The organism is Mucilaginibacter paludis DSM 18603 (assembly GCF_000166195.2).
Taxonomy (GTDB): domain Bacteria; phylum Bacteroidota; class Bacteroidia; order Sphingobacteriales; family Sphingobacteriaceae; genus Mucilaginibacter; species Mucilaginibacter paludis.
Genome location: NZ_CM001403.1, coordinates 4,783,644 through 4,804,651 on the forward strand (window position 1 = coordinate 4,783,644; position 21,008 = coordinate 4,804,651).

The window sequence follows — 21,008 nt, forward strand, 5'->3', positions numbered from 1 at the left end:
ATCAGTATTTCTAAAATATAAATCAAAATGAAAAATTACGTAAACAGGCTGGCTTTGATAGTTCTTTTTCTGAGCGCCTGTAAAGTTTCAAAAGATATCCAAACACCCCAGGCGCAACTACCTGAACATTTCAGGAATGCGGCTGTGACAAGCGATACCAGCAGCGTAGCAGATGTAGCATGGAAAAGCTTTTTTACCGATGCCACACTTCAGAAACTGATTGACAGTGCTATCGCGAAAAATTATGATATGCAGATTGCCGTTAAAAATATCGAGGCATCTCAACTTTTATTTAAGCAGGTTAAATGGAACTATGTGCCGGTAGTTGCACTGAATGTTACCGGTAGCACAAGCCGTCCGTCGGACAATAGTTTAACCGGCTTGAGTTTAAGCCAATACAATTTAGGTACAAAACACATTGAGGATTATTCAGCCAATTTATCGCTGTCATGGGAGGCCGACATCTGGGGCAAGATCCGTAATCAGCAAAAAAGTGCGCTGGCTGCTTACCTGCAAACCGTTGAAGCCCGTAAAGCTGTACAAACAACGCTTGTTGCCAGTGTGTCGCAAGGTTATTATAACCTGTTAATGCTGGATGCACAGTTGGCCATAGCGCAAAAAAATGTATTGTTGAATGATAGCACCCTGCGCATTATCAGGTTGCAATATGATGCCGGTCAGGTTACCTCGCTTGCTATTGAACAGGCCCAGGCCCAGCAAATGGCAGCGGCTAAACTTATCCCTGCTTTTGAGCAGAACATCAGCATCCAGGAGAACGCCTTACGTATTTTAACCGGCGAATTGCCAGGTAAAATTGAACGCAATTCTATCCTGGATCAAATCGCTATACCTAATAACTTATCCGCAGGCATACCCTCGGCCCTGGTAAGCCGCAGGCCCGATGTCAAAAATTATGAGCTTGCTTTAATTATAGCTAATGCAAACGTTGGCATTAACAAAGCAGCTATGTACCCGGCCTTGCGGATTACTGCAAGTGGTGGCGTTAATTCATTCCAGGCCAGTAACTGGTTCAATATCCCGGCATCTTTGTTTGGTATAGTTGCGGGTAGTGTGGTACAGCCCTTAGTTCAGCATAAAGAATTGAACACCCAATACCGGGTAGCTCAAGTGGAAAGGGAGAAAACCATTATCCAGTTCAGGCAGTCGGTACTAAATGCCGTTGGTGAAGTATCCGATGCTTTAGTTAAAATTGAAAAGCTAAAAACACAGCAGGATATAGCTGCTAACCGCGTAAATACCTTGCAACAAGCCAATACCAATGCCAATATGCTGTTTAAAAATGGCATGGCCAATTACCTGGAAGTAATTACTGCCCAAAGCAATATATTGCAAAGCGAGCTTGACCTGGTATCTATCAAAAGAGACGAGCTTAGCGCCGTATCCGAGTTATACAGGTCCTTAGGCGGCGGATGGCAATAATATTTCGGCGCTCAGATCATTTGATCTGATGATGGTCTTTTTCAAGCCTGCATTTCGAAAGAAAGGTGGTTTGGGAAAGACCTTTTTTTGTTGACCTAATTACGCCAGGCCGGAGATCCGGATGGTTTTACTTGGATGACGGTCTGTTTTTTCTGTTCAGAAACCATGATATTAACTCTGGTTTCGAGTTGATGTTCAGCTTTTTGTATATATTTTTCAGATGTTGGTTAATGGTAAAATAAGTAACATTTAATTTATCGGCCGCAATTTTATTGGCAAATCCGCCACTTAATAATTCAACCAGTTCCAACTCTCTTTTGGTAAGCTCGGTTATCTGCTGTTCAACAACTTCTTTTGGTTGGATTAAATGACTGATGGTGGCTGGCGAAAATGACATTCCCCCGTTATCTATCTGAAGCAGCGACTCGCATATATAGGCCATGCTACTGGTTTTTAATAAATACCCTACCGCACCATTTTGTACCGCGAGTGTTGTTAATTTGCTATCTTCCATAGCCGACAGGATAACGATCTTGCTCTGAGGAAAATGATCTGCTAATAGTTTGATGCCGTCAATTCCTGAACCTGAAGGCAGGTTAACATCTAAAAGGATAATCCGGGGCTGGTTTTTTTTAAATGATATCGCATCCGCGATATCAGAAACAGAAAATACCACATCAAACGATTGTGTTCTTTTAAAGTATCTGGAGTAAAGGTCGCGTATGGTTTTGTTATCCTCAATTAAACCAATTTCCTTCATTGCATCTCTCTATCTATAAAAAACAATTTTCCATCCTGCCTAAAAATAGTTTAAATGTAAGCTATTAATCAGAATTTCTGTTGGTTTGCTAAGATGCGAATTAATTGTTGAAATTCATTTTTGACGATCACTCGAATAGATTATTAATGTGTATTGTTGGTCTATTTAAATAGTAATTTAATAAATTAGCCATTAAGTTAAGGTATGTCTTTTAAGGTGATGTTTTTAAACCCATAGGGGATATCTGCCGTATAATGGTGTGTTTTATTACTCATTTTAGTAATTGTATTAACAATAATAATTCACTCATTTTACAAATGCTTTAACGTTGACCTTATTGCGGAATGTGAAATGATTTTATACCTGTAATTAAATATTGAAAATGTTTCCGACATACTTATATATTAAGTTTGAGCGCTGTATAGATTGAAATAAAAGACACTATGACTAAAAATTACCTATTCAAAATAATTTTATTATTTGTTGTTTTAAGCGGAGTTTTTACACGGGCCTCTGCGCAATACGCGATAGGGGGTACAGCCGATAGCCTGGCAAAAGCTGTTTATTGGCTAACCTGGGATCCTGCCAAGATGTTAAGCGCCCCCGCTGGTGCCGATGCCACTCATATTATCAATGGTACCTACGTATGGCAGTTTTCGCCAACGGTGCGCATCACTGCAATAATCAGCAACGAAACCCTCTCGGGGCCTAACCCGGCTATGATTGCTTACACCCCCGGTTTATATGCGAGGGATGGTTTGAATATTATGTATTCAAGCAATAATTTGCCCGAATTTGGCGGCTCCTTAGGCGTGCCAAATTGCGGGATGGCTACAACCAACGGTGGTACGGTAACTTTTGATATTGATGTAAAGGTAGCCATCAACATTAACGGCGTATATACGGATGTGGTTTACCCGGGTATGGTGATTGCCGATGCCGAATCAATAGATTCAGGCCCTACCAGCGGTGCAGGACCCAGCGAATATATATCCGGCACAGCTCCTAATGCTATTAAATGGCAGTTGTTAAACAAAAGGAGGGCCGGAAATGCCGGTGATGACCATTATAAAATGGATATATCAAATTCGGGAACTGCATTTAAGTTGTATGTTGATTTGGCCCCTGGCAATTTTGGGGTACAGGCGGTTATGTTTGCACACGGTGCCCGCGAATTAAAAAACGTATCCATGAAGGGTACAGGGGTTACAGCCCTGGCTGTGGGTTTTGTTTTGCCGTTTGATTTGGGCGATGCACCAACAAGTTATGGTATAGCCGGAAATTACATTGATAAGTTTGTAATAGTAGATAACTTTCCGTCAGACGGTACCTATGCCGTTATCAATAGCACTACAACCCCACTTTCGCCAAAACCCACTGTATTTATTGGAAGTAATAATGTTGACCCCGATGGTAACGGGATATTTGGAACTGCTGCTACTGGTGACGATTTGTCGGGAGCCAATGATGAGAGCAGCATAACTCCTTCTGCTTTGCCGGATATTAAGGTAAACCAGCAAAACGATGTTGTGATATCTTTCCCGGTTACTAATACCAAAAGTGTGCCGGCAACTATATACGGTTGGCTGGATTTTAACCGCGACGGATTTTTTTCGCCGGATGAGTTAATGACGGCTACCGTTCCGGCTGCTTCTACGCAAACGGTTACGTTGTTGTATACCAATGCTTCGTTTATCAACAAAATAAAGTCGGGGCCCTTATATGCCCGCTTCCGCATCACTACCGCTACTTTAGCCGACGATCCGTCTACAACTATTGATGAAAGAAGTACGGGCTTTGCCAGTGATGGCGAAACTGAAGATTATAAATTGAAAGATATTTTAGGCCTCAGTATTTCGGGTTCTGTTTTCCATGATAGCGATGGCGCGGTTGGAGGGATTTCCGGCACGCCTTTACAATCGGTTTCCTCACAGCCTTTATACGCGTACCTGGTAGATAACACCAATACCATTGTTAATAAAGTAGCTGTAGCAGCCGATGGTACTTATGTGTTGCCAAACAACAACAATGGTACTTATACGCTGGCTATTTCGGTTAACAACGTTGCCATTGGCGGCACGCTTAGTGCGGTTACAACGGCTAACCTGCCATCAGGCTGGGCGCCGTCAGGCGAAACCTACGGCATCAATAACGCAGCCAATACAGGTATAGAAGCAGGCACACCTAATTTACAGATCCAGGTGATCACTTCAGGAAAAAGCCAGGACATAACCGGCGTTAATTTCGGAATTGAGCAAACGCCTGCAGCCGGAAACGACACTGGCAGCACTATCATCGGTCAGCCGGTTACGGTTGATGTAACGGCCAATGATACCGACCCGGATGGTACCATTAATAAAACCACCGTACAACTGGTAGATCCGTCGGATAATGCCAAAAAAGCTTCGGTAACTATTCCGGGGCAGGGAACTTACACTGTAAATAGCACTACGGGAGTGGTAACCTTTACCCCCACAGCTACTTTTTCAGGAAAAGCTACCCCCATATCGTACGTAATTAATGATAACTTCGGCGCTACGAGCCCCCCGGCATTGCTGTCTATCATTGTTAAGCCGTTTGGCGTAAACGATAAGGATGTTACCCCAATTAATACACCGGTTGCCACACCGGTAAAAACCAATGATGGCAATAGCGCTACCGGCACAACGGTAGCCGTTGTAACCGGGCCAACACATGGTACTGTTGCTGTTACCGATGCCAGCACCGGCTTGGTTACTTATACGCCCGCAAGCGGTTATGTAGGTACAGACAGCTACACCTATACCTTAACCACAGCAGACGGTATCGTGTCCGACCCGATAACCGTAACCTTAACCGTTAAGCCGGTTGGCGTAAACGATGCTGTAACTACTCCCGTTAATACGCCGGTAACCACTACGGTAACCAGCAATGATGGCCCGAGCGGAGTTGGCGCCACGGTAACCGCGGGTACACCACCGGCTCACGGTACCATTGTGGTGAACGCCGACGGTACCATTACTTATACACCAGCCACAGGTTATACCGGCACCGATACCTATACTTATACCATTACCAAAAATGGGGTAGTATCCGATCCGATCACCGTAACGGTAGCAATTAATAAACCGCCAACCGCTACAAACGATTCGGCCATTACCACTACCAACACGCCTGTAAGCATTGATATCCTGCAGAACGATGTGGCGGGTACCTCTGACATTGATCCAACTACGGTTACCATCACCCAACAACCCGCCCATGGTACCCTATCGGTAGATCCTGCTACAGGTAAGGTACTCTATACCCCGGCAACTGATTACAGCGGTACCGATGTGTTTTTGTATACCGTTAAAGATAAAAATGGCAATGTATCCAATGTAGCCACCGTTAACGTGATCATTAATGATAAACCCGTTATTGGTGTGGCAAAATCGTTAGTATCGGCAAACCGGGTTTCAAATGGTTCGTACGATGTTACCTATTTAGTAACCGTTGGTAATTATGGTAATTCGGCCTTAAATAGTTTGAGCGTTACCGACGATTTGACCCAAACCTTTCGCGGCGAAAATATTAAAGTTAAAAGCATCAAAGCATTAGGAAGCCTGGTTGTAAACAGCAGTTATGATGGTAGTGCCAATATCGAAATGCTGCAGCCATCAAGCTCATTGGCCAAAGGGCAGGTAGAGCAGCTGCAAGTTGTTGTTAACGTGACTTTGGTAATTGGCAATACTACTTATTTTAACACCGCCGTGGGCCGCGCCACATCACCACTTGGTATTGTTACAACAGATCAATCAACCGATGGTGTAAAACCAGATCCAAACAAAACGGGCGATGTAAGCCCTAACACGCCTACGCCTGTTAAATTGGAGAAAGCCGATCAGCTGATTCCGGGTGGATTTTCGCCTAACGGAGATGGCGTTAATGATAAGTTTGTAATTGAAGGCGCCGGATCGCGAAAAATGAACCTGGAAATATACAACCGCTGGGGTAACCGCGTATACCGGAACGGCGACTATAAAAACGACTGGGACGGAAAATGTACTGAGGGTTTACATATCGGGTCGGATGTACCGGTAGGTACCTATTACTACATTTTGAAATTTGACGACAACAGCCGATATGCCGGCTTTATTACCATAACAAGATAATTATGAAAAGTATTAAATTAATATTAATTGTATTATTAATAGCGTTTACGGGCAAGTCTGTTTGGGCTCAGCAAGACGCCATGTATTCGCAATACATGTTTAATACGCTTGCAATTAACCCTGCTTATGCCGGCAGCCGTGATATTACCTCGGCCACGGCCCTGTACCGCGATCAGTGGGTGGGGATAGAGGGCGCGCCAAAAACCGCCACCTTTACCATTGATTTTCCTATCGAGGCCAAAAAAATAGGCTTGGGTTTCCAGGTTTTTAACGATAGGTTAGGTATCACCAATACTACCGGTGGTTTTGTAAGTTATGCCTATCGCCTGCGTTTAAATAAAGGTACCCTGGCTTTTGGTTTGCAGGGAGGTGCCAGCCAGTACCGGGCCGATTTTACATCGGTCACCTTAAACTCGGGCGGCTCCGGCGACTTAGCCTTTGCTAATAATATCAACAAAACGCTGCTTAATTTTGGCACGGGTATCTATTACAACACCGATAGATTTTACCTTGGGCTATCGGCCCCTCAATTATTGAACAACAAGCTGAATGATTTAAGTGTACAAGGCAATAACGCTTTTGCAGGCCAGGCCATCCACTTGTTTTTGGCAAGCGGTTATGTATTTCCCCTCAACGAGGATCTTAACCTTAAACCGTCTGTTTTAATAAAAGGGGTTAAGGGCGCGCCGCTGGAAGCGGATTTTAACGGCACCTTATGGCTTAAGGACGTTATAGCGCTGGGATTGCAATACCGCACCGAAGCGGATATTTCGGCTATGGTAGAAGTACAGGTTTCGCACCAGATCCGGATAGGGTATGCCTATGACCGTAGTACTACGCCGCTTGTTCAATATAACTCCGGCAGTCACGAAATTATGCTTCGTTATGAATTCGGCTCCTCACAGGGAAAAATATTATCTCCACGTTATTTTTAGAAATGGTTATGCTAAAAAAAATATACTTCACCTTAGCTTTATTGATGTTTGCGCGGGTTTTATTATTTGCACAGGATGATAGCAAAACAAACAGCTTATTTAAAGCCGGCGAAAGTGACTATAACTCGTTTAAATATGCGCCGGCTATTGTGGCATTTGAAACCTTGCTGAAAGCGAATCCGCAAAACAAAGAAGCGCAGGCTATGCTGGCCGATAGCTACAGGCAGGTTAAAGATTATGATAAAGCGGTTTTTTGGTACGGAAAACTAACCACAGGCACCAGGGTACGGCCAGAATGGGCCTTGCGCTACGCCGAAGTATTGGCCAATAAAAAACAGTATGAAAGCTCTGAGCTATGGTACGAAAAGTATCTCAATCTTGTGAATAAGAACAAGATGGCGTCTTCATTTATTAAATTTTACCCCAACATCGGCTCTTTACTTGAGGAAAATGAGGAATGGAAGGTTTATTATACAAACATTAGTACGGCATCGTCAGAATATTCGCCCATGTATTATAAGGAAGGGCTTGTATTTGCCAGCAACCGTAAAGGGGGGCCGGGTTTTAACAGGAAGATTTTTCAATGGGATCAGTCGCCTTTTTCTGACCTGTACTATGTAAAAAATCTTTCGGATATCAAAGCCGTTGATCCGGACAGCCTCATGGATATTTTACGAAGGGGACGAAAGGCTTCGGGAAAAAAGGGCGATAAAGAAAATGAAGGTGGTATTTACACCACCAATAACGACAACAGGATGATAGGGCTGGGCGGTATCAAAACTTTTAAAGATACCCTTGGCGATTACCTCTCGAAAACTGTTAAAGTGCTGCCCGTACCCGGCAAAATCAATACCAAATACCACGAGGGTTCTGCTACGATGTTGCCTGATGGCTCGATGATGTTTACCCGGAACAATTATTTAAAAGGCAAATACGCCGAAAGCGACGATGGTATTAACAAACTCCAGATCTATATTGCTAAAGGTTCGGATTTTAATGACATTCAGGCTTTTACTTATAATAACGATCAATATTCGGTAGGGCACCCAACGGTAAACAGTTTGGGTACATTGTTGATATTTTCATCAGATATGCCAGGGCAGGGCGGCACCGATTTATACTATTGCATCCGTAGCAACGCGAGAAGTGAATGGAGCAGGCCTAAAAACATGGGCCCTGTTATCAACACCGAAGGTAACGAGATGTTTCCTACCCTTTATCAGGATAGTATTTTGTATTTCTCGTCTACCGGCCATCCCGGTTTGGGTGGGTTGGATATTTTTAAGGTAACGCTAAAGGGGCCGCGCCCTATCAATTCGCCGGCTAACTTGGGCGCACCCGTTAACTCTTCGGTTGATGATTTTGGCTTAATCAGGAGTGAGGACGGTGCTTCCGGATTTTTTAGCTCCAACCGGAGGGGTAGCGATGATATTTACGGGTTTACTTATCAGCCTTTCAACCTCGCTTTAAAAGGTTTGGTAGTTGATGCCGATAGCGGACAACCCATCCCTAATAGCTACGTAGCCATCAGATCAAAAAATAACATATCCTTAAAAACGAATGCACAGGGTGGATTCAGCAAATCCCTCAACAAAGAAACAGATTACAGCCTTTCGGCCACCAAGGACGGATACAGCACCGACGAAGGTACGGTAACTACCAAGGGCATTGTATCAGATACTACCTTAACCATTACGTTGCGCATTAGTAAAAAAGCCCAGGATCAGCAATTTGATGGGCCTAAGAAAATTCTTTGCGATTCGCTTCGCGAGCTCTTCTCAATCGGAAAAATATATTACGACCTGGATAAATCATTTATCCGACCCGATGCCGAGGGCGCTTTGAACCATTTAATTAATTTACTGAATAGCTATCCGGGCTTAAAGGTTATTGTAGCCAGCCACTGTGATACGCGCGCCTCTATAGATTATAATATTGGCCTATCTCAGCGCCGGTCGTTATCAGCCAGGGCTTACTTGCTGGCTCATGGCGTAAGCGAGAACAGGATACAGATGGAATACTTCGGCAAAAGCCGGTTAGCCAATAAATGCGCAGATGGTGTACCCTGCACCGAAGCCGACCACCAGCTAAACCGCCGCACCGAATTTGTTTTATTAAAGAATGGCAAAGAGCTACAGGATATGGATTGCGATTGGTTGCAACGTAATTTGAAAAAGAAATAGAGGTTTTTCAGTTTCAATATTTTGGTTATAAAATAAACTGCCCGAAAGAAGATTTTGTGAGGCATGCCAAAGCCGGTCAAGGATAAAGGACATGGGCTGGTATGACGCCCCCCCAACTGGCGCGAGTATGACGGGTTGGGCCAAAGCGTAAAGGCTACTCGTGCCCCGCGTGTAGAGAGCCCGGAATATTACGTACACAGCAGTGCAAGGAAATATTATGGTGTGCCAGGATTAATGGATACCTTGTTGGTTGAACCGGAGGTAATGTAAACCAAAGGCATCATCATGGTCACGAGTAGCCACCCGCGCAGGCGGCCCGTCATACTCGCGCCAGAGGAGGGGGCATCAGATAATTTGGAAACCTATTATTTTGATGAAAGACACCGATAGATACCCATCCCTACCGTATATAGAAAACAATAGTTATAATAAAATGAGATACATGAAATATATAGTAATAACTTTAATAATTTGGGTCAAATTATTTGCGGCCTTTTCTCAAAATTTCCCGCAAAAACAAATTTCAATACCCCTATCCAATCAAAAAGGCGTTCCGTTCGCAATCGGTAATGAAATAAAAGATTATTATATTGACGGATTTGAAATCGATGATAAGGGCGATTTTTACTTTTTGGGTGGCAGTTCTACCATTTGCTTAGCAAAGTTTTCTGGAAGTAAATTAGTATACCAACATTTATTTAGTAAAAATATTACAATAGGTAGTCAACTGTTTTTTAAGAGAGACACACTTTACTCTTATAACTCAGAAATTCCTCATACCACTTCTCTTATAAATCCTTCAAATGGTCAGCTTTTAAAAAAATATAAAAGTAAGGATAAGGAAGATATAAACTCGTTTCGGTTTTTGCCGGATGGCATAGTTGTAGAGTCTTACGGCAAATCTCCAGTTCATTACTATTTATACGATTTGATTGGTGATAAGATTAAAGAGGTTCCAAATAAATACAATCTGCCTTTTATGACGCCTTCGTCTTTATCCCCCTGGGCTACGTCGCAGTTTATTGGTATGTGGAATGATAAATTTGTTTTTTATTCGCGCAGAATTGATAGTAATAATATGAAAGATGGTTTCTTTACTACAGATAGTACAGGAAAGATTTTGCAGCAAAAAGTAATACTTGATTATTTAAACACTTTTGGACAGACATTTGCCGAAAGTCCACCGGAATTTAGAAAAATAAGAAATGGTAATTTGTATGTACTGGGGCGTAAAGGAAAGCTCGCTATGATAACAGAAATCCCGTTGGCGACTTTCTTTAGTCCTCAATAAATAAAGATAGTTTATCGAAATATTTGTTATTTGGCATAAGGCGGCCTGACCATCCAGCTATCCGTAGTGTTCCGCTGTTCGAATGCACCCAACTGGCGCGAGGTGTGCCGTGAATTACAAGCCTGGTATAAAGGTAAGTAAATGTTGTACAAAAGATGGTAGTAGGCCTACCACAGTCGCTGTGCAAGCGGAGGCTGTAAACCTCCCAACTGGCGCGAGTATGACGGGTTTGGCCAAAGCGTAAGGGCTACTCGTGCCCCGCGTGTAGAGAGCCCGGAATATTACGTACACAGCAGTGCAAGGAAATATTATGGTGTGCCAGGATTAATGGATACCTTGTTGGTTGAACCGGAGGTAATGTAAACCAAAGGCATCCTGGTCACGAGTAGGCATTCCGCACGGGCGGCCCGTCATACTCGCGCCAGAGGAGGTGGTAACGGCCCTAATACTAATAGTTTTAACGTGGCTGATGGTGGGCCGTCCAAGAATGTTAAGGTATATGGATATTATAAATGGGATACTATCCCGGATAAGCCCGCACCTGCTCAATCCCACACAGCTACACCAGTATCTAATATACCACTTCCTCCCAATCCGGTAATGCAACAAGATAATACAAGAACAGTTCACCCTTAGTTATTTAAGTTATGCAGACTAAAAAAAATATTGTTAAAATAAGTTCAATGTTCTCAGTAATTACACTTAGTGTTTTTATAATGAGTTGCTCTGGCCAGTCGGCTAATAATAGGTCGGTCGTTGTTAAAGACACCGCCCCAAAAGCAAAAGTTAAGCAATATCCTCATCACGATGAGGGCGATGATGGGCCCACGCCTTCTATCTCAAGTATATTAGATGATGTGCGTAAAAGCTATAAGGATACAGTTAAAGTAGATACTACTTTTTTAATAAATAGAGATAATAAAATGACTGTTAAGCTTCGACATTATTGTACTTATGATAATAAAATAAATTTACCAGCACGGTATCTTAAAATATATAATCTTTCAAAATTCCAGACACATGACTTTATATCAGCATTGGAAGTAACAATTAACTCAAGGGTGGTATTTAAAGGGCTTATTAAAAAGGAAGACTTTGAAAAGTTGCTTGATGATGAACTAAAGAAATATGCTGTACTAATGTCGCCTAATGTAAAGCTGTCTAATAATATCCTGTCAATACAATATAGTTTATCTGTACCGCTATCAGATGTCGGAAAAGTCTTTACAATGAAGATCGATACATCGGGTAATAAACATATAACTGCTGATTAATCTACAACAATACCCCCAACTGGCGCGAGTATGACGGGTTGGGCCAAAGCGTAGAGGCTACTCGTGCCCCGCGTGTAGAGAGCCTGGAATATTACGTACACAGCAGTGCAAGGAAATATTATGGTGTGCCAGGATTAATGGATGCCTTGTTGGTTGAACCGGAGGTAATGTAAACCAAAGGCATCATCATGGTCACGAGTAGCCACCCGCGCAGGCGGCCCGTTATACTCGCGCCAGAGGAGGCTAACAATAATGCTTTTAGCAGATTGTAAAAATAAGCCTGATATGACACCAAGAATTATTAATATTAGTATGTTGAAAAGGCCATCTTATGATACGAGTCGGGAATATACTGGCGTACAAATTTTGAAAACCTATCCGGCTCAGATTGATTGTAACGTTAATTCTAAATATTTTGATTTGTATGTTTGTAAACAACGAACAAACCTTGATACAATCTATATTTTTAATGAATGTGCTCAAGTTTCTGATTTTGCGCTCGACACAACTATCAATATTGAAGTTGTGTTTTATCGAAATGATACGCTTAAAAGTCATCCCGATAAAGTCACCGTATTTGTGCCGAAAACATTGCAGATATCTAAAAATGCTAAATACGCTTTCGTGAAGTTGAAAGGAATTGTTCTTTAAATTGCCCCCAGTTATCCGTAGTGTTCCGCTGTTCGAATATCTCCGACTCGAACCGACTATGCCAGTAGTTTCCAAACTACAGTAAGCTTATTGAATCTTATAACGAACATAGCTGGCCGACGCATTCGGCAACCTGTTCAATATAGGCCTGAATTACAATAACCTAAGGGTATAGTGGTTATGGTACAACATTGTCAAAAGTATTTAGCTAAACGGTTACAAAAAGTTGACATCCATTCCTGATAATGTTAATTTGACTATCATGCTTCAGTTATTCTTCAACCCTATCTGATGATTGGAATAATCTGTTAAATATTCGTTGCTGATAAAAAAATCCAGGCTAAAAATCGTCCTGGTATCACCGGAATTATTGGGGTTTTGTACAGCGGTTAAGTTGCCGGTACTGTTGGTAGTGTATTGATAGGTAAAGCCTTTATTGGTGGTAACTGTAACCACCGAATTAGCCGGTAAACTACCGAGGGCGTTAGCCGTACGATCTTCAATAATAGTGATAGAAGGAGTGCCCGTATCGAATAATACCTGTGCCGAAATACTTTTGCCGTTGTAGGTTATGGTAGCCGGAATATTGGGCGAATAACCACCAGAGCCAAGATTGCTGAGGGGATGAATAATAAAACCTGCGGAACTGAGATCGGCGCCGGTAAGGCCTATGGTCAATAAATCAGCCACATAAGTGCCGTTGCTATTGAAGCCGCTGGTGTTTAACGTAGCCAGTTTAAAGCCGTTGGTAGTGCCCGTTCGCAAGTCGAAATAACTTAACGGACTTGCGATGGCTTTATTGGCATAGCTTACTCCCGGCCCCACTCCAAAAACATCGCTTGAGTGTGCCGCCAGTTGTTTTCCTGTTTCGTCAATAATTTTGTAATACAAAAAGAAGGGGATGCGCTTGGTGGTTATTTTGCCGTTTGCATCGCCAAGGGTTACGGGGGCGTAGGCCAGGTAACCATATTCTTTGGTACTACTGAGCAAATCGCCATAAGAAATTGTAGCTTGTTGGGATGTAACCGTAATGCCGTTAATATTAACAGAGTCTCCCGTAAACTGGATCCCGTTACTGGTAATCATCGAAGCGGGTAAAATATCCGTAGCATCTATTGTCATCCCGGTGGAGCCGGTATCAAATATCCCATAATAGGTTACGGGTTTGTTACCAATTTGCGTAATAGGTATAAAAATTCTTTTGTTGCTGCCGGATGCATATTCATATAAACCGAGTTTTACCAGGCTTGCCGGTTGCTGTTTTTCTTTTTTACACGATGTTGCTATGCTGATGATGAACAGCAGCGAACAGAATAACAAAATTTGATTGGTATGTTTTATAGTCATCCTCCCGGAGTAAATTAAGTTTACGATTAACTGGTATACAAGTATATAACAAAAATACAAGTGGGAGCAATGTAGCGGGCATAATATTTTATCTTTAAAATAGAACATTGAAATATTGCGGGTTACTGATGACAGGTAAGAATGCAAAATTGGGAGAGGATGAAACTTATTTATGACAGGCCAGCTCAAATTTGTGGTATTGATATTATCTTTGGAAAGAAATCAGCTCATGACTTGGGAAAACATTGCGGATACAGTTATTTGTAGCCGGTTAATGTGAGCGTATGAAAGATTGGAGCTAAGTTTATTTAATTAAAATATAGGGCTCTTCAACCTTGAGAAAATATTTACTGATCACGCTGTATGTTCTATCTGGTATGCTCGCTTATGCTCAAACCAGTTTTTATCACCCGTTTAGCATAGGTGCAGGTTATGGTGTTACCGTAGCTTATGCGGGCGAGGAGACGTTAACAAGCAGTAATGCCTTTAATTTCAATATTAATTACCATATCACTCCATTTACCGCAGTTAGTATGGAGGGACAGGTAGGGCAGCTATCCGGTGGAGATGCGATGAACGACACCTTTAGCAAACAATACTTAAACAGTTACAATGCCTTGCTGTTGCATGCCGATGTACAGTTGGGAGAGTTAATGGATTTTTCAAACAGCCAGTTTTTAAATGGGTTAAAAAATGTTTATTTCGGCACAGGCATTGGCATTTTGTACAATAAGATTACCGATATAAATCTTATTGGTATTAATAATTCGATAACGTACTCTACCTACTACGTAAAGAGCAGTAATTTGCTTATCCCCCTAAGAATGGGTTACGAGTTTAAAATATTTAACCGGCGTGATGAACCCCAGGTTAGGTTTGATATCAATTATTCGTTTAATACAGCCTTCGGCGAGGGCTTAGATGGTTACTATAATCCCGCCGGAGCATCAGTTAAGTTTTATAGCTATTTTAGCCTTGGTTTAAAATATGGTTTCGGTAATCCGCACGCTTACCGTAAAGCCGTATACTATTCTGCTTTTTAATTGTTTTCCTTTTTCAGAGCCCTGATCATTTCGGAGTAGCTCATTTTACGATTCATGGCGTTCACGGTATTAACTATACGTTTAACCCTTGTGGCATCTGTTTTAGCGCTTTCTATCCATTTAATAAAATAGTCGCGATGAGAGCGGACGAGACTGTTGAAAAAATCGAAGGCTTCGGTATCATCCTCAAAGCATTCCATCAAATCATCCGGAATTTCTACTTTATAATCATGATCTGCCTCAATTTGTACGTGCAACATCGCGCCTTCTTTTTTATGAATAGCTTTTCGGATATCCGCTTTAAGCGCCATAATAAAATTACCATCCCCCATGGGCATTAAGGCAAGCCCCCTGAATGGATAACCATCAAGCATACCCTTAACCCTGAACGATTTTTTTTGCCCGGGCATCAGTTGTTCGGCAATATCGAAGGGGATATCAATATATCTCCACCCAGTTTTTTCGCCCTGGTCGCCAAACTTTAAAATGATGGTATCGAGTTCAATCATCATACTCAAATTAATAATACATACAAATTACAACATATAAGGCCTAAGGCAAATACGGTATGAAATAAATAAGCCATTCTTTGCAAGTATTTAAGCTAAAGGTGGAAGTGTGTTAAGGCTTTGTTAATTCTTTCAAATTTGTCACATTCTTTGTAACGTAATCTTTTTAGCTGCGTCTTATCTACAAAACAACAACAATTTAAAACTTTAAATACTATGAAAACTTTAAAAACAATTATCTTAGGTTTAGTTATACTAATGTCTTTCGGCGCAGCAAATGCAAAATCAATTAATCCGCCAAAAGAAAAAATTTCTGTAAACTACGCGGTTACTACTTATTTAAATGCTATTGCACATGGCAAAAATAGCGGATTAAGTGAAGTGATGGACAGCAATGTTAAATTTACTATGGTGCGTGGTAAAAGTATGCTGACTTACAATAAAGACCAGGTGCTTGAAATATTTAAGGGATCGGAAAATATCGAGCAAGATTGCGAAACAACTGTTTCTACATCAGAAAGTGCTCCCGACCTGACAGTTGCCAAGGTTGAAATGAAATACAAAGAGTTTACCCGTATTAACTACTTAACCCTGGCCAACACTGTAGATGGCTGGAAAATAACAAGTATCTACTCGGTTTTTAAATAATACTGAAGCTAAGCATTAGTATGCAAAACGAGAGCGATGGCAGACCCATCGCTCTCGTTTTATTTTAAACGCTCCTCAAAAAACAGAAATGGCAAAAAGTTTTGTATGCCGGTTGTTTTCCAGATGGCTCCGTTTTGGCAATATAACAATACCTCGATGGTTTTGGCCTGGCTCTTCTCATACTCTGCCAGCACCTGCAGGCATGAGCCACAGGGTGTTATAGGGGCCAGTATCTGGAAATCGTTGGTATGAGCAGTAACGGCCATACTGATAATAGGATCGTTTGGATAATTTGCCCCCCAATGGAACAGGGCCACACGTTCGGCGCAAAGACCGGAAGGGTACGCCACATTCTCCTGGTTGCTACCGTAAATTATTTTACCACTTTGCAGCCGCAAAGCAGCGCCAACCTTAAATTTTGAATAGGGCGAATGTGAATTATCGAGGGCCTTGATAGCCTCGAGGCACAAGGCCTTATCTACACTGTTTAAATCATCTATTTTTGAGTATTCTTCAAATGAAATCTTTATTTCTTTATTCGTCATAAGCCTTACCTGCCTTCCCGCCAATACGGAAGAATTTATTGATATATAAAAAATCCCCCTGCTAAAAAACAGGGGGATACAATGTAAGTATTTATTTGCTGATTTGCAAATTTTGTGAAATCAAGCACTGGAGAGAAAGAATTTTGCAGTACCTAAACAGCAACGGGTACCGGCACTAATTCCTCAATGGTAGGGTTTATACTCGCATCGTCTTTTTCGATCCGCAGGTTGTTCACAATATGTTGTTGTCTGTCGGGCGTGTTTTTGCCCATAAAATATTCAAGCAAACCTTTAATGTTGGCATCCTTTAAATAAACAGGATCAAGGCGAATGTCTTTACCTATAAATAAGCCAAACTCATCCGGCGATATTTCTCCCAAACCTTTAAAGCGGGTAATCTCGGGTTTGTTTCCCAGTTTTTCTATGGCGTTGCGGCGTTCCTCATCGCTATAGCAATAAATAGTTTCTTTTTTATTGCGCACCCTGAACAAGGGGGTTTGCAATATGGATACGTGCCCTGCTTTAACCAGGTCTGGGAAAAATTGTAAAAAGAAGGTCATGAGCAGTAGCCGGATGTGCATGCCGTCCACATCGGCATCGGTAGCTATCACAATATTATTATAACGTATGCCGTCGATACCATCTTCAATATTCAGTGCATGTTGCAACAGGTTAAACTCTTCGTTTTCGTATACTACTTTTTTGGTTAAACCAAAGCAGTTCAATGGTTTACCTTTTAAGCTAAATACAGCCTGGGTCATTACATCGCGCGATTTGGTGATCGATCCGCTTGCCGAATCACCCTCGGTAATAAACAAAGTGGTATCCTGGCGGCGCTCATGCTGATCGTCGAAATGTATCTTACAATCTCGTAATTTTTTATTGTGCAGGGATGCTTTTTTGGCCCGCTCGTTGGCAAGTTTTTTAATGCCCGCAATATCTTTACGTTCGCGCTCCGATTGCATAATGCGCGCTTTGAGCGCATCGGCGGTGGCAGGGTTACGGTGTAAAAAGTTGTCTAATTCGCGCTTTACAAAGTCGTTTATAAAGGTGCGGACGGTTGGTCCTTCCGGGCCGATATTTTGCGATCCTAATTTTGTTTTTGTTTGCGACTCGAAAACGGGCTCCTGAACTTTTATGGCTATTGCTCCCACAATAGAGGCCCTGATGTCAACAGGTTCAAAATCCTTTTTATCCTTTTCAAAAAATTCTTTGATGGTTTTACCTATAGCTTCACGGAAAGCGGCTTGGTGCGTACCCCCTTGTGTAGTGTGCTGCCCATTAACAAACGAATAATATTCCTCGCCATAAGCCTGGCCATGCGTTAAGGCCAGTTCAATGTCTTCGCCTTTTAAATGGATTATCGGGTAACGTAAAGCATTTGAATCTGTGTTTTTAACCAGCAGATCGTATAGGCCACGTTCCGAAAAAAATTTCTGTCCGTTAAAATTGATGGTTAATCCAGAGTTAAGATAAACATAGTTCCATATCATATTATCCACAAACTCTGGGATAAAACGGTAATGGCGGAAGATGGTATCATCTGGCAGAAAGTTAATGGCTGTCCCGTTTCGTTGGGTAGTTTCTTTCTCGGGCTCTTCCCGTACCAGTTCGCCTTTGGCAAATTCGGCTATCTTGGTGCGCCCGTCCCGATAGGATTGTACCGTAAACGAGTTGGATAGGGCGTTAACAGCCTTGGTACCCACACCATTTAAACCAACCGACTTTTGAAATGCCTTGCTATCATATTTACCACCTGTATTAATTTTCGATACGCAATCAATCACCTTACCCAAAGGGATGCCGCGGCCATAGTCGCGAACGGAAACTTTTTGATCGCTCATGTTGATCTCAATACTCCTGCCCGCGCCCATCACAAACTCATCAATAGAGTTATCTACAATTTCTTTAAGCAATACATAAATACCATCGTCATAAGCAGAGCCATCACCCAGTTTACCAATATACATCCCCGGGCGAAGGCGTATATGTTCCTTCCAGTCTAAGGACCGGATACTATCATTATCGTAATTCACATTTTCGGCCATAGTACAAATATAAACGTGTTAGTGGGGTATTGCATCAATAATAATCCACATTGTGTTAAATTTATAATCAAGGGCCCAAAAATCAGTCGCTAAATTTTAGGCAGCGCTTTAATTTACTGATTGTTTTAAAAAAGTAGGGACCTCTTTCGTTGGTAAGGCAGGCCATAATGATGTTGCCAGTACGTTTTTTATTTAAAGCGATGAGCAGCGCGTATTGATAATGTTTGGTAGCGGGTAAATCAGTAAGGGCAAGTAAATAGGAGCGGCCTTCGTCGGCATTGTATTGGTCTAATATATAAGTTGGTATATTTCTGGCGATGTAATTATTTTCGCTGCTCATTATCGCTGCTTCATCCTCCACGGTTTTAATGTATAAGGAGTCGGGGTTAATTAACTGCCTGACCGCATCGGCCTTGTCCCTTTCGTGCCGCTGCCACTCCGCTTTCACGGAATTTACCTGGAACCATATTTCACAATCAGCATCCGGATTTTCAACCCCGTACTGAAACGGTAACTTCTCATTATTCGGTGGTGTTGTTTCCTTAAATCCTTCGGGCAATGTGAATGTAGCTTTAATATTGGATAATAGCTCTCTAAAACCCGATAACTGCGGGCTTGAAGTTGGTTTTGATTGAGCTACGACCTGTGATGCCATCAAAACAACGTAAAGTAGCATGCCTGTTAGCTTCTTCAATTTTTTAATCAATATCAAATAAGGTATGATATGCTTAAAGGTAAGTTGTTTATGTTAATTTAAAAATAATATTTCAGAAAATAACCTTTGTGTTTTACTCTTGTATTGTTCCTATTGATGTTTTACCCGGCTTTTTATTCTGATACAATACCCAAACATAAAAAGGAATGCCAGCCATCAATAATATAAAACCCCAATATACAGCATTTTGGCCCGAGCCAGCTATGGCCCATAACGAATAGGCAAAAGCTAAAGTGCCTAATGTAATGGCAGATAGCCAGCCGCCAGTGCTGTGATGCTTTTTCTCGATACGGATGATAATATATGATGCAGACGAAAATAAATAAGGAATGAGAACCGAAAGCGTAGATAGGAGCAACAGAAACTTGAATTGCTCCACAAGGCCTTTGGTATAATTCATTGTCATGAAGACGGATACCATGGTGCTACTGATCAGCATCCCCGCATACGGAACACCCTTTTTGTTCTGGCGGGTAAATAAGACAGGGAATAATTGATCCTTCGCGATAGCGAAAGGCACTTGTCCCTGTATCAACGTCCAGCCGTTTAAAGCGCCAAAGGCAGCTATCGCTATCCCGGCGCTTACCCAATAGCGTGCGTCGGCACCAAACATAATGACTGCAGCATCGGCATAGGGCGTGAGCGAATGCTGTAATGTTTTTGCCGGAATGATGCCCATAATGCTGATGCTCCCCAAAACGTATACAAGCGTAGCGATGAGCAGGCCCAGCATGGTAGCCCGGGATATGGTTTTGCCCGGATTGTTTACACTGCCGGCCGGAATGGTAGCACTCTCAATACCCACGAAGGAAAACATGGTCATGGTGGCGGTAGCAGTGATAGCGCCGAATACCGTGGTGCCGCTGCTGTTAAAAGGATGAAAGTTTTTGACCCGGATAAAAAACAAACCACCTAAAGAAATAATTAGCAAGGGAAGCAGTTTTAAAATGGTGATAACGAGTTGCACATTGCCCGAAGCAACTACCCCGAGCGTATTGATCCACGTTAAAAACCAGATGGTGCATAGGCCAGTAAGTACAGCCGCTACAGCGCTATGTGCCAATAATGGGAAGAAGGTGCTCAAGGCGCTTACAAAAGAAATGGTGATAGCCGCATTGGCGCAGGCCACAGCGATCCAATATCCCCAGGCTACTAAAAAGCCTGCAAAATTACCCAGCCCGTGTTGCGTGTAAGCATAAGGTCCGCCGGTGCTTTGTGGCAGTAACACACTGAGGTTACCGAAAACCCTGGCCAGAAAAAACGAACCGATTGCCGAAAATACCCAACCCAATAAACTAACACTACCGAACGAGGCCAGGGCAGCCGGCATTAAAAATACCCCCGCGCCTATCATATTGCCAACAACCAGGGAGGTGCTGGTCCATAAACCTAATTTGTTTTTTGAGGATGTCATTTTTGTTTATAAGGTGATAAGATAGAAAGAAATTCTCATTTGATTTGGCAGAGGTTGTAAATAGGTATGTTT

General features: G+C 42.2%; 16 protein-coding genes. 9 read left to right on the forward strand and 7 right to left on the reverse strand.

Annotated features, from left to right (window positions below; translation table 11 throughout):
• Positions 1-27 precede the first annotated feature (27 nt).
• The gene (locus MUCPA_RS20215; protein WP_008508941.1) at positions 28-1,440 is read left to right on the forward strand and encodes an efflux transporter outer membrane subunit; all 1,413 of its coding nucleotides are present in this window, start codon (positions 28-30) and stop codon (positions 1,438-1,440) included.
• A gap of 127 nt (positions 1,441-1,567) precedes the next feature.
• On the opposite strand, the gene MUCPA_RS20220 is transcribed toward MUCPA_RS20215, so the two are convergent.
• Positions 1,568-2,200, reverse strand: coding sequence for a response regulator (locus MUCPA_RS20220; RefSeq protein WP_008508942.1), 633 nt, complete (start codon positions 2,198-2,200; stop codon positions 1,568-1,570).
• A 443-nt stretch (positions 2,201-2,643) separates the two neighbouring features.
• Here MUCPA_RS20220 and MUCPA_RS20225 point away from each other — a divergent pair, with 443 nt between their 5' ends.
• The 6 genes from MUCPA_RS20225 (at position 2,644) to MUCPA_RS20250 (ending at position 12,667) form a co-directional block, all read left to right on the forward strand.
• A complete protein-coding gene (locus MUCPA_RS20225; protein WP_008508943.1) occupies positions 2,644-6,333 on the forward strand; it encodes a CshA/CshB family fibrillar adhesin-related protein in 3,690 nt (1,229 codons plus the stop codon).
• A gap of 2 nt (positions 6,334-6,335) precedes the next feature.
• Complete coding sequence (locus tag MUCPA_RS20230; protein WP_008508944.1) at positions 6,336-7,268, forward strand: PorP/SprF family type IX secretion system membrane protein; 933 nt, start codon at positions 6,336-6,338, stop codon at positions 7,266-7,268.
• A gap of 8 nt (positions 7,269-7,276) precedes the next feature.
• The gene (locus MUCPA_RS20235) at positions 7,277-9,451 is read left to right on the forward strand and encodes an OmpA family protein (protein ID WP_008508945.1); all 2,175 of its coding nucleotides are present in this window, start codon (positions 7,277-7,279) and stop codon (positions 9,449-9,451) included.
• A 442-nt stretch (positions 9,452-9,893) separates the two neighbouring features.
• Complete coding sequence (locus MUCPA_RS20240; RefSeq protein WP_008508946.1) at positions 9,894-10,742, forward strand: hypothetical protein; 849 nt, start codon at positions 9,894-9,896, stop codon at positions 10,740-10,742.
• Positions 10,743-11,389: 647 nt separating this feature from the next.
• A complete protein-coding gene (locus MUCPA_RS20245) occupies positions 11,390-12,016 on the forward strand; it encodes a hypothetical protein (RefSeq protein ID WP_040626188.1) in 627 nt (208 codons plus the stop codon).
• A 252-nt stretch (positions 12,017-12,268) separates the two neighbouring features.
• Positions 12,269-12,667 (forward strand): hypothetical protein, encoded by a 399-nt coding sequence (locus MUCPA_RS20250; protein ID WP_040626190.1) that lies wholly within the window; start codon positions 12,269-12,271, stop codon positions 12,665-12,667.
• Positions 12,668-12,934: 267 nt separating this feature from the next.
• Here MUCPA_RS20250 and MUCPA_RS20255 read toward each other — a convergent pair whose 3' ends face one another.
• Entirely contained in the window at positions 12,935-14,014 is a 1,080-nt protein-coding gene (locus MUCPA_RS20255; RefSeq protein ID WP_040626191.1) for a pepsin/retropepsin-like aspartic protease family protein, read from the reverse strand.
• A gap of 335 nt (positions 14,015-14,349) precedes the next feature.
• Between MUCPA_RS20255 and MUCPA_RS20260 the strand changes: the two genes are divergently transcribed.
• Complete coding sequence (locus MUCPA_RS20260; protein ID WP_157543949.1) at positions 14,350-15,057, forward strand: hypothetical protein; 708 nt, start codon at positions 14,350-14,352, stop codon at positions 15,055-15,057.
• Here MUCPA_RS20260 and MUCPA_RS20265 read toward each other — a convergent pair.
• A complete protein-coding gene (locus tag MUCPA_RS20265) occupies positions 15,054-15,569 on the reverse strand; it encodes a YdeI/OmpD-associated family protein (RefSeq protein ID WP_217220288.1) in 516 nt (171 codons plus the stop codon). The two genes, MUCPA_RS20260 and MUCPA_RS20265, sit on opposite strands and share 4 nt — an antisense overlap.
• A gap of 213 nt (positions 15,570-15,782) precedes the next feature.
• Between MUCPA_RS20265 and MUCPA_RS20270 the strand changes: the two genes are divergently transcribed.
• Positions 15,783-16,214: a nuclear transport factor 2 family protein gene (locus MUCPA_RS20270; RefSeq protein WP_008508954.1), complete on the forward strand. Its 432-nt coding sequence runs from the start codon at positions 15,783-15,785 to the stop codon at positions 16,212-16,214.
• A gap of 59 nt (positions 16,215-16,273) precedes the next feature.
• Here the strand turns inward: MUCPA_RS20270 and MUCPA_RS20275 are convergent, their stop codons facing one another.
• The 4 genes from MUCPA_RS20275 to MUCPA_RS20290 all read right to left on the reverse strand — a co-directional run bounded on the left by MUCPA_RS20275 (position 16,274) and on the right by MUCPA_RS20290 (position 20,936).
• Positions 16,274-16,759: a cytidine deaminase gene (locus MUCPA_RS20275; protein ID WP_008508957.1), complete on the reverse strand. Its 486-nt coding sequence runs from the start codon at positions 16,757-16,759 to the stop codon at positions 16,274-16,276.
• A gap of 152 nt (positions 16,760-16,911) precedes the next feature.
• Positions 16,912-18,807: a DNA topoisomerase IV subunit B gene (locus MUCPA_RS20280; protein WP_008508958.1), complete on the reverse strand. Its 1,896-nt coding sequence runs from the start codon at positions 18,805-18,807 to the stop codon at positions 16,912-16,914.
• Positions 18,808-18,889: 82 nt separating this feature from the next.
• Positions 18,890-19,501, reverse strand: coding sequence for a hypothetical protein (locus MUCPA_RS20285; protein ID WP_157543950.1), 612 nt, complete (start codon positions 19,499-19,501; stop codon positions 18,890-18,892).
• Between the two features lie 94 nt (positions 19,502-19,595).
• The gene (locus MUCPA_RS20290; protein ID WP_008508960.1) at positions 19,596-20,936 is read right to left on the reverse strand and encodes an amino acid permease; all 1,341 of its coding nucleotides are present in this window, start codon (positions 20,934-20,936) and stop codon (positions 19,596-19,598) included.
• Positions 20,937-21,008: the final 72 nt, after the last annotated feature.

Bases quoted from the DNA above. Each gene is read 5' to 3' on its own strand.
- MUCPA_RS20230 (WP_008508944.1), top strand. From the start codon at position 6,336: ATGAAAAGTATTAAATTAATATTAATTGTATTATTAATAGCGTTTACG.
- MUCPA_RS20240 (WP_008508946.1), top strand. From the start codon at position 9,894: ATGAAATATATAGTAATAACTTTAATAATTTGGGTCAAATTATTTGCG.
- MUCPA_RS20280 (WP_008508958.1), bottom strand. From the start codon at position 18,807: ATGGCCGAAAATGTGAATTACGATAATGATAGTATCCGGTCCTTAGAC.
- MUCPA_RS20255 (WP_040626191.1), bottom strand. From the start codon at position 14,014: ATGACTATAAAACATACCAATCAAATTTTGTTATTCTGTTCGCTGCTG.
- MUCPA_RS20265 (WP_217220288.1), bottom strand. From the start codon at position 15,569: ATGATGATTGAACTCGATACCATCATTTTAAAGTTTGGCGACCAGGGC.
- MUCPA_RS20250 (WP_040626190.1), top strand. From the start codon at position 12,269: ATGCTTTTAGCAGATTGTAAAAATAAGCCTGATATGACACCAAGAATT.
- MUCPA_RS20275 (WP_008508957.1), bottom strand. From the start codon at position 16,759: ATGACGAATAAAGAAATAAAGATTTCATTTGAAGAATACTCAAAAATA.
- MUCPA_RS20245 (WP_040626188.1), top strand. From the start codon at position 11,390: ATGCAGACTAAAAAAAATATTGTTAAAATAAGTTCAATGTTCTCAGTA.
- MUCPA_RS20270 (WP_008508954.1), top strand. From the start codon at position 15,783: ATGAAAACTTTAAAAACAATTATCTTAGGTTTAGTTATACTAATGTCT.
- MUCPA_RS20290 (WP_008508960.1), bottom strand. From the start codon at position 20,936: ATGACATCCTCAAAAAACAAATTAGGTTTATGGACCAGCACCTCCCTG.
- MUCPA_RS20225 (WP_008508943.1), top strand. From the start codon at position 2,644: ATGACTAAAAATTACCTATTCAAAATAATTTTATTATTTGTTGTTTTA.
- MUCPA_RS20220 (WP_008508942.1), bottom strand. From the start codon at position 2,200: ATGAAGGAAATTGGTTTAATTGAGGATAACAAAACCATACGCGACCTT.
- MUCPA_RS20215 (WP_008508941.1), top strand. From the start codon at position 28: ATGAAAAATTACGTAAACAGGCTGGCTTTGATAGTTCTTTTTCTGAGC.
- MUCPA_RS20235 (WP_008508945.1), top strand. From the start codon at position 7,277: ATGCTAAAAAAAATATACTTCACCTTAGCTTTATTGATGTTTGCGCGG.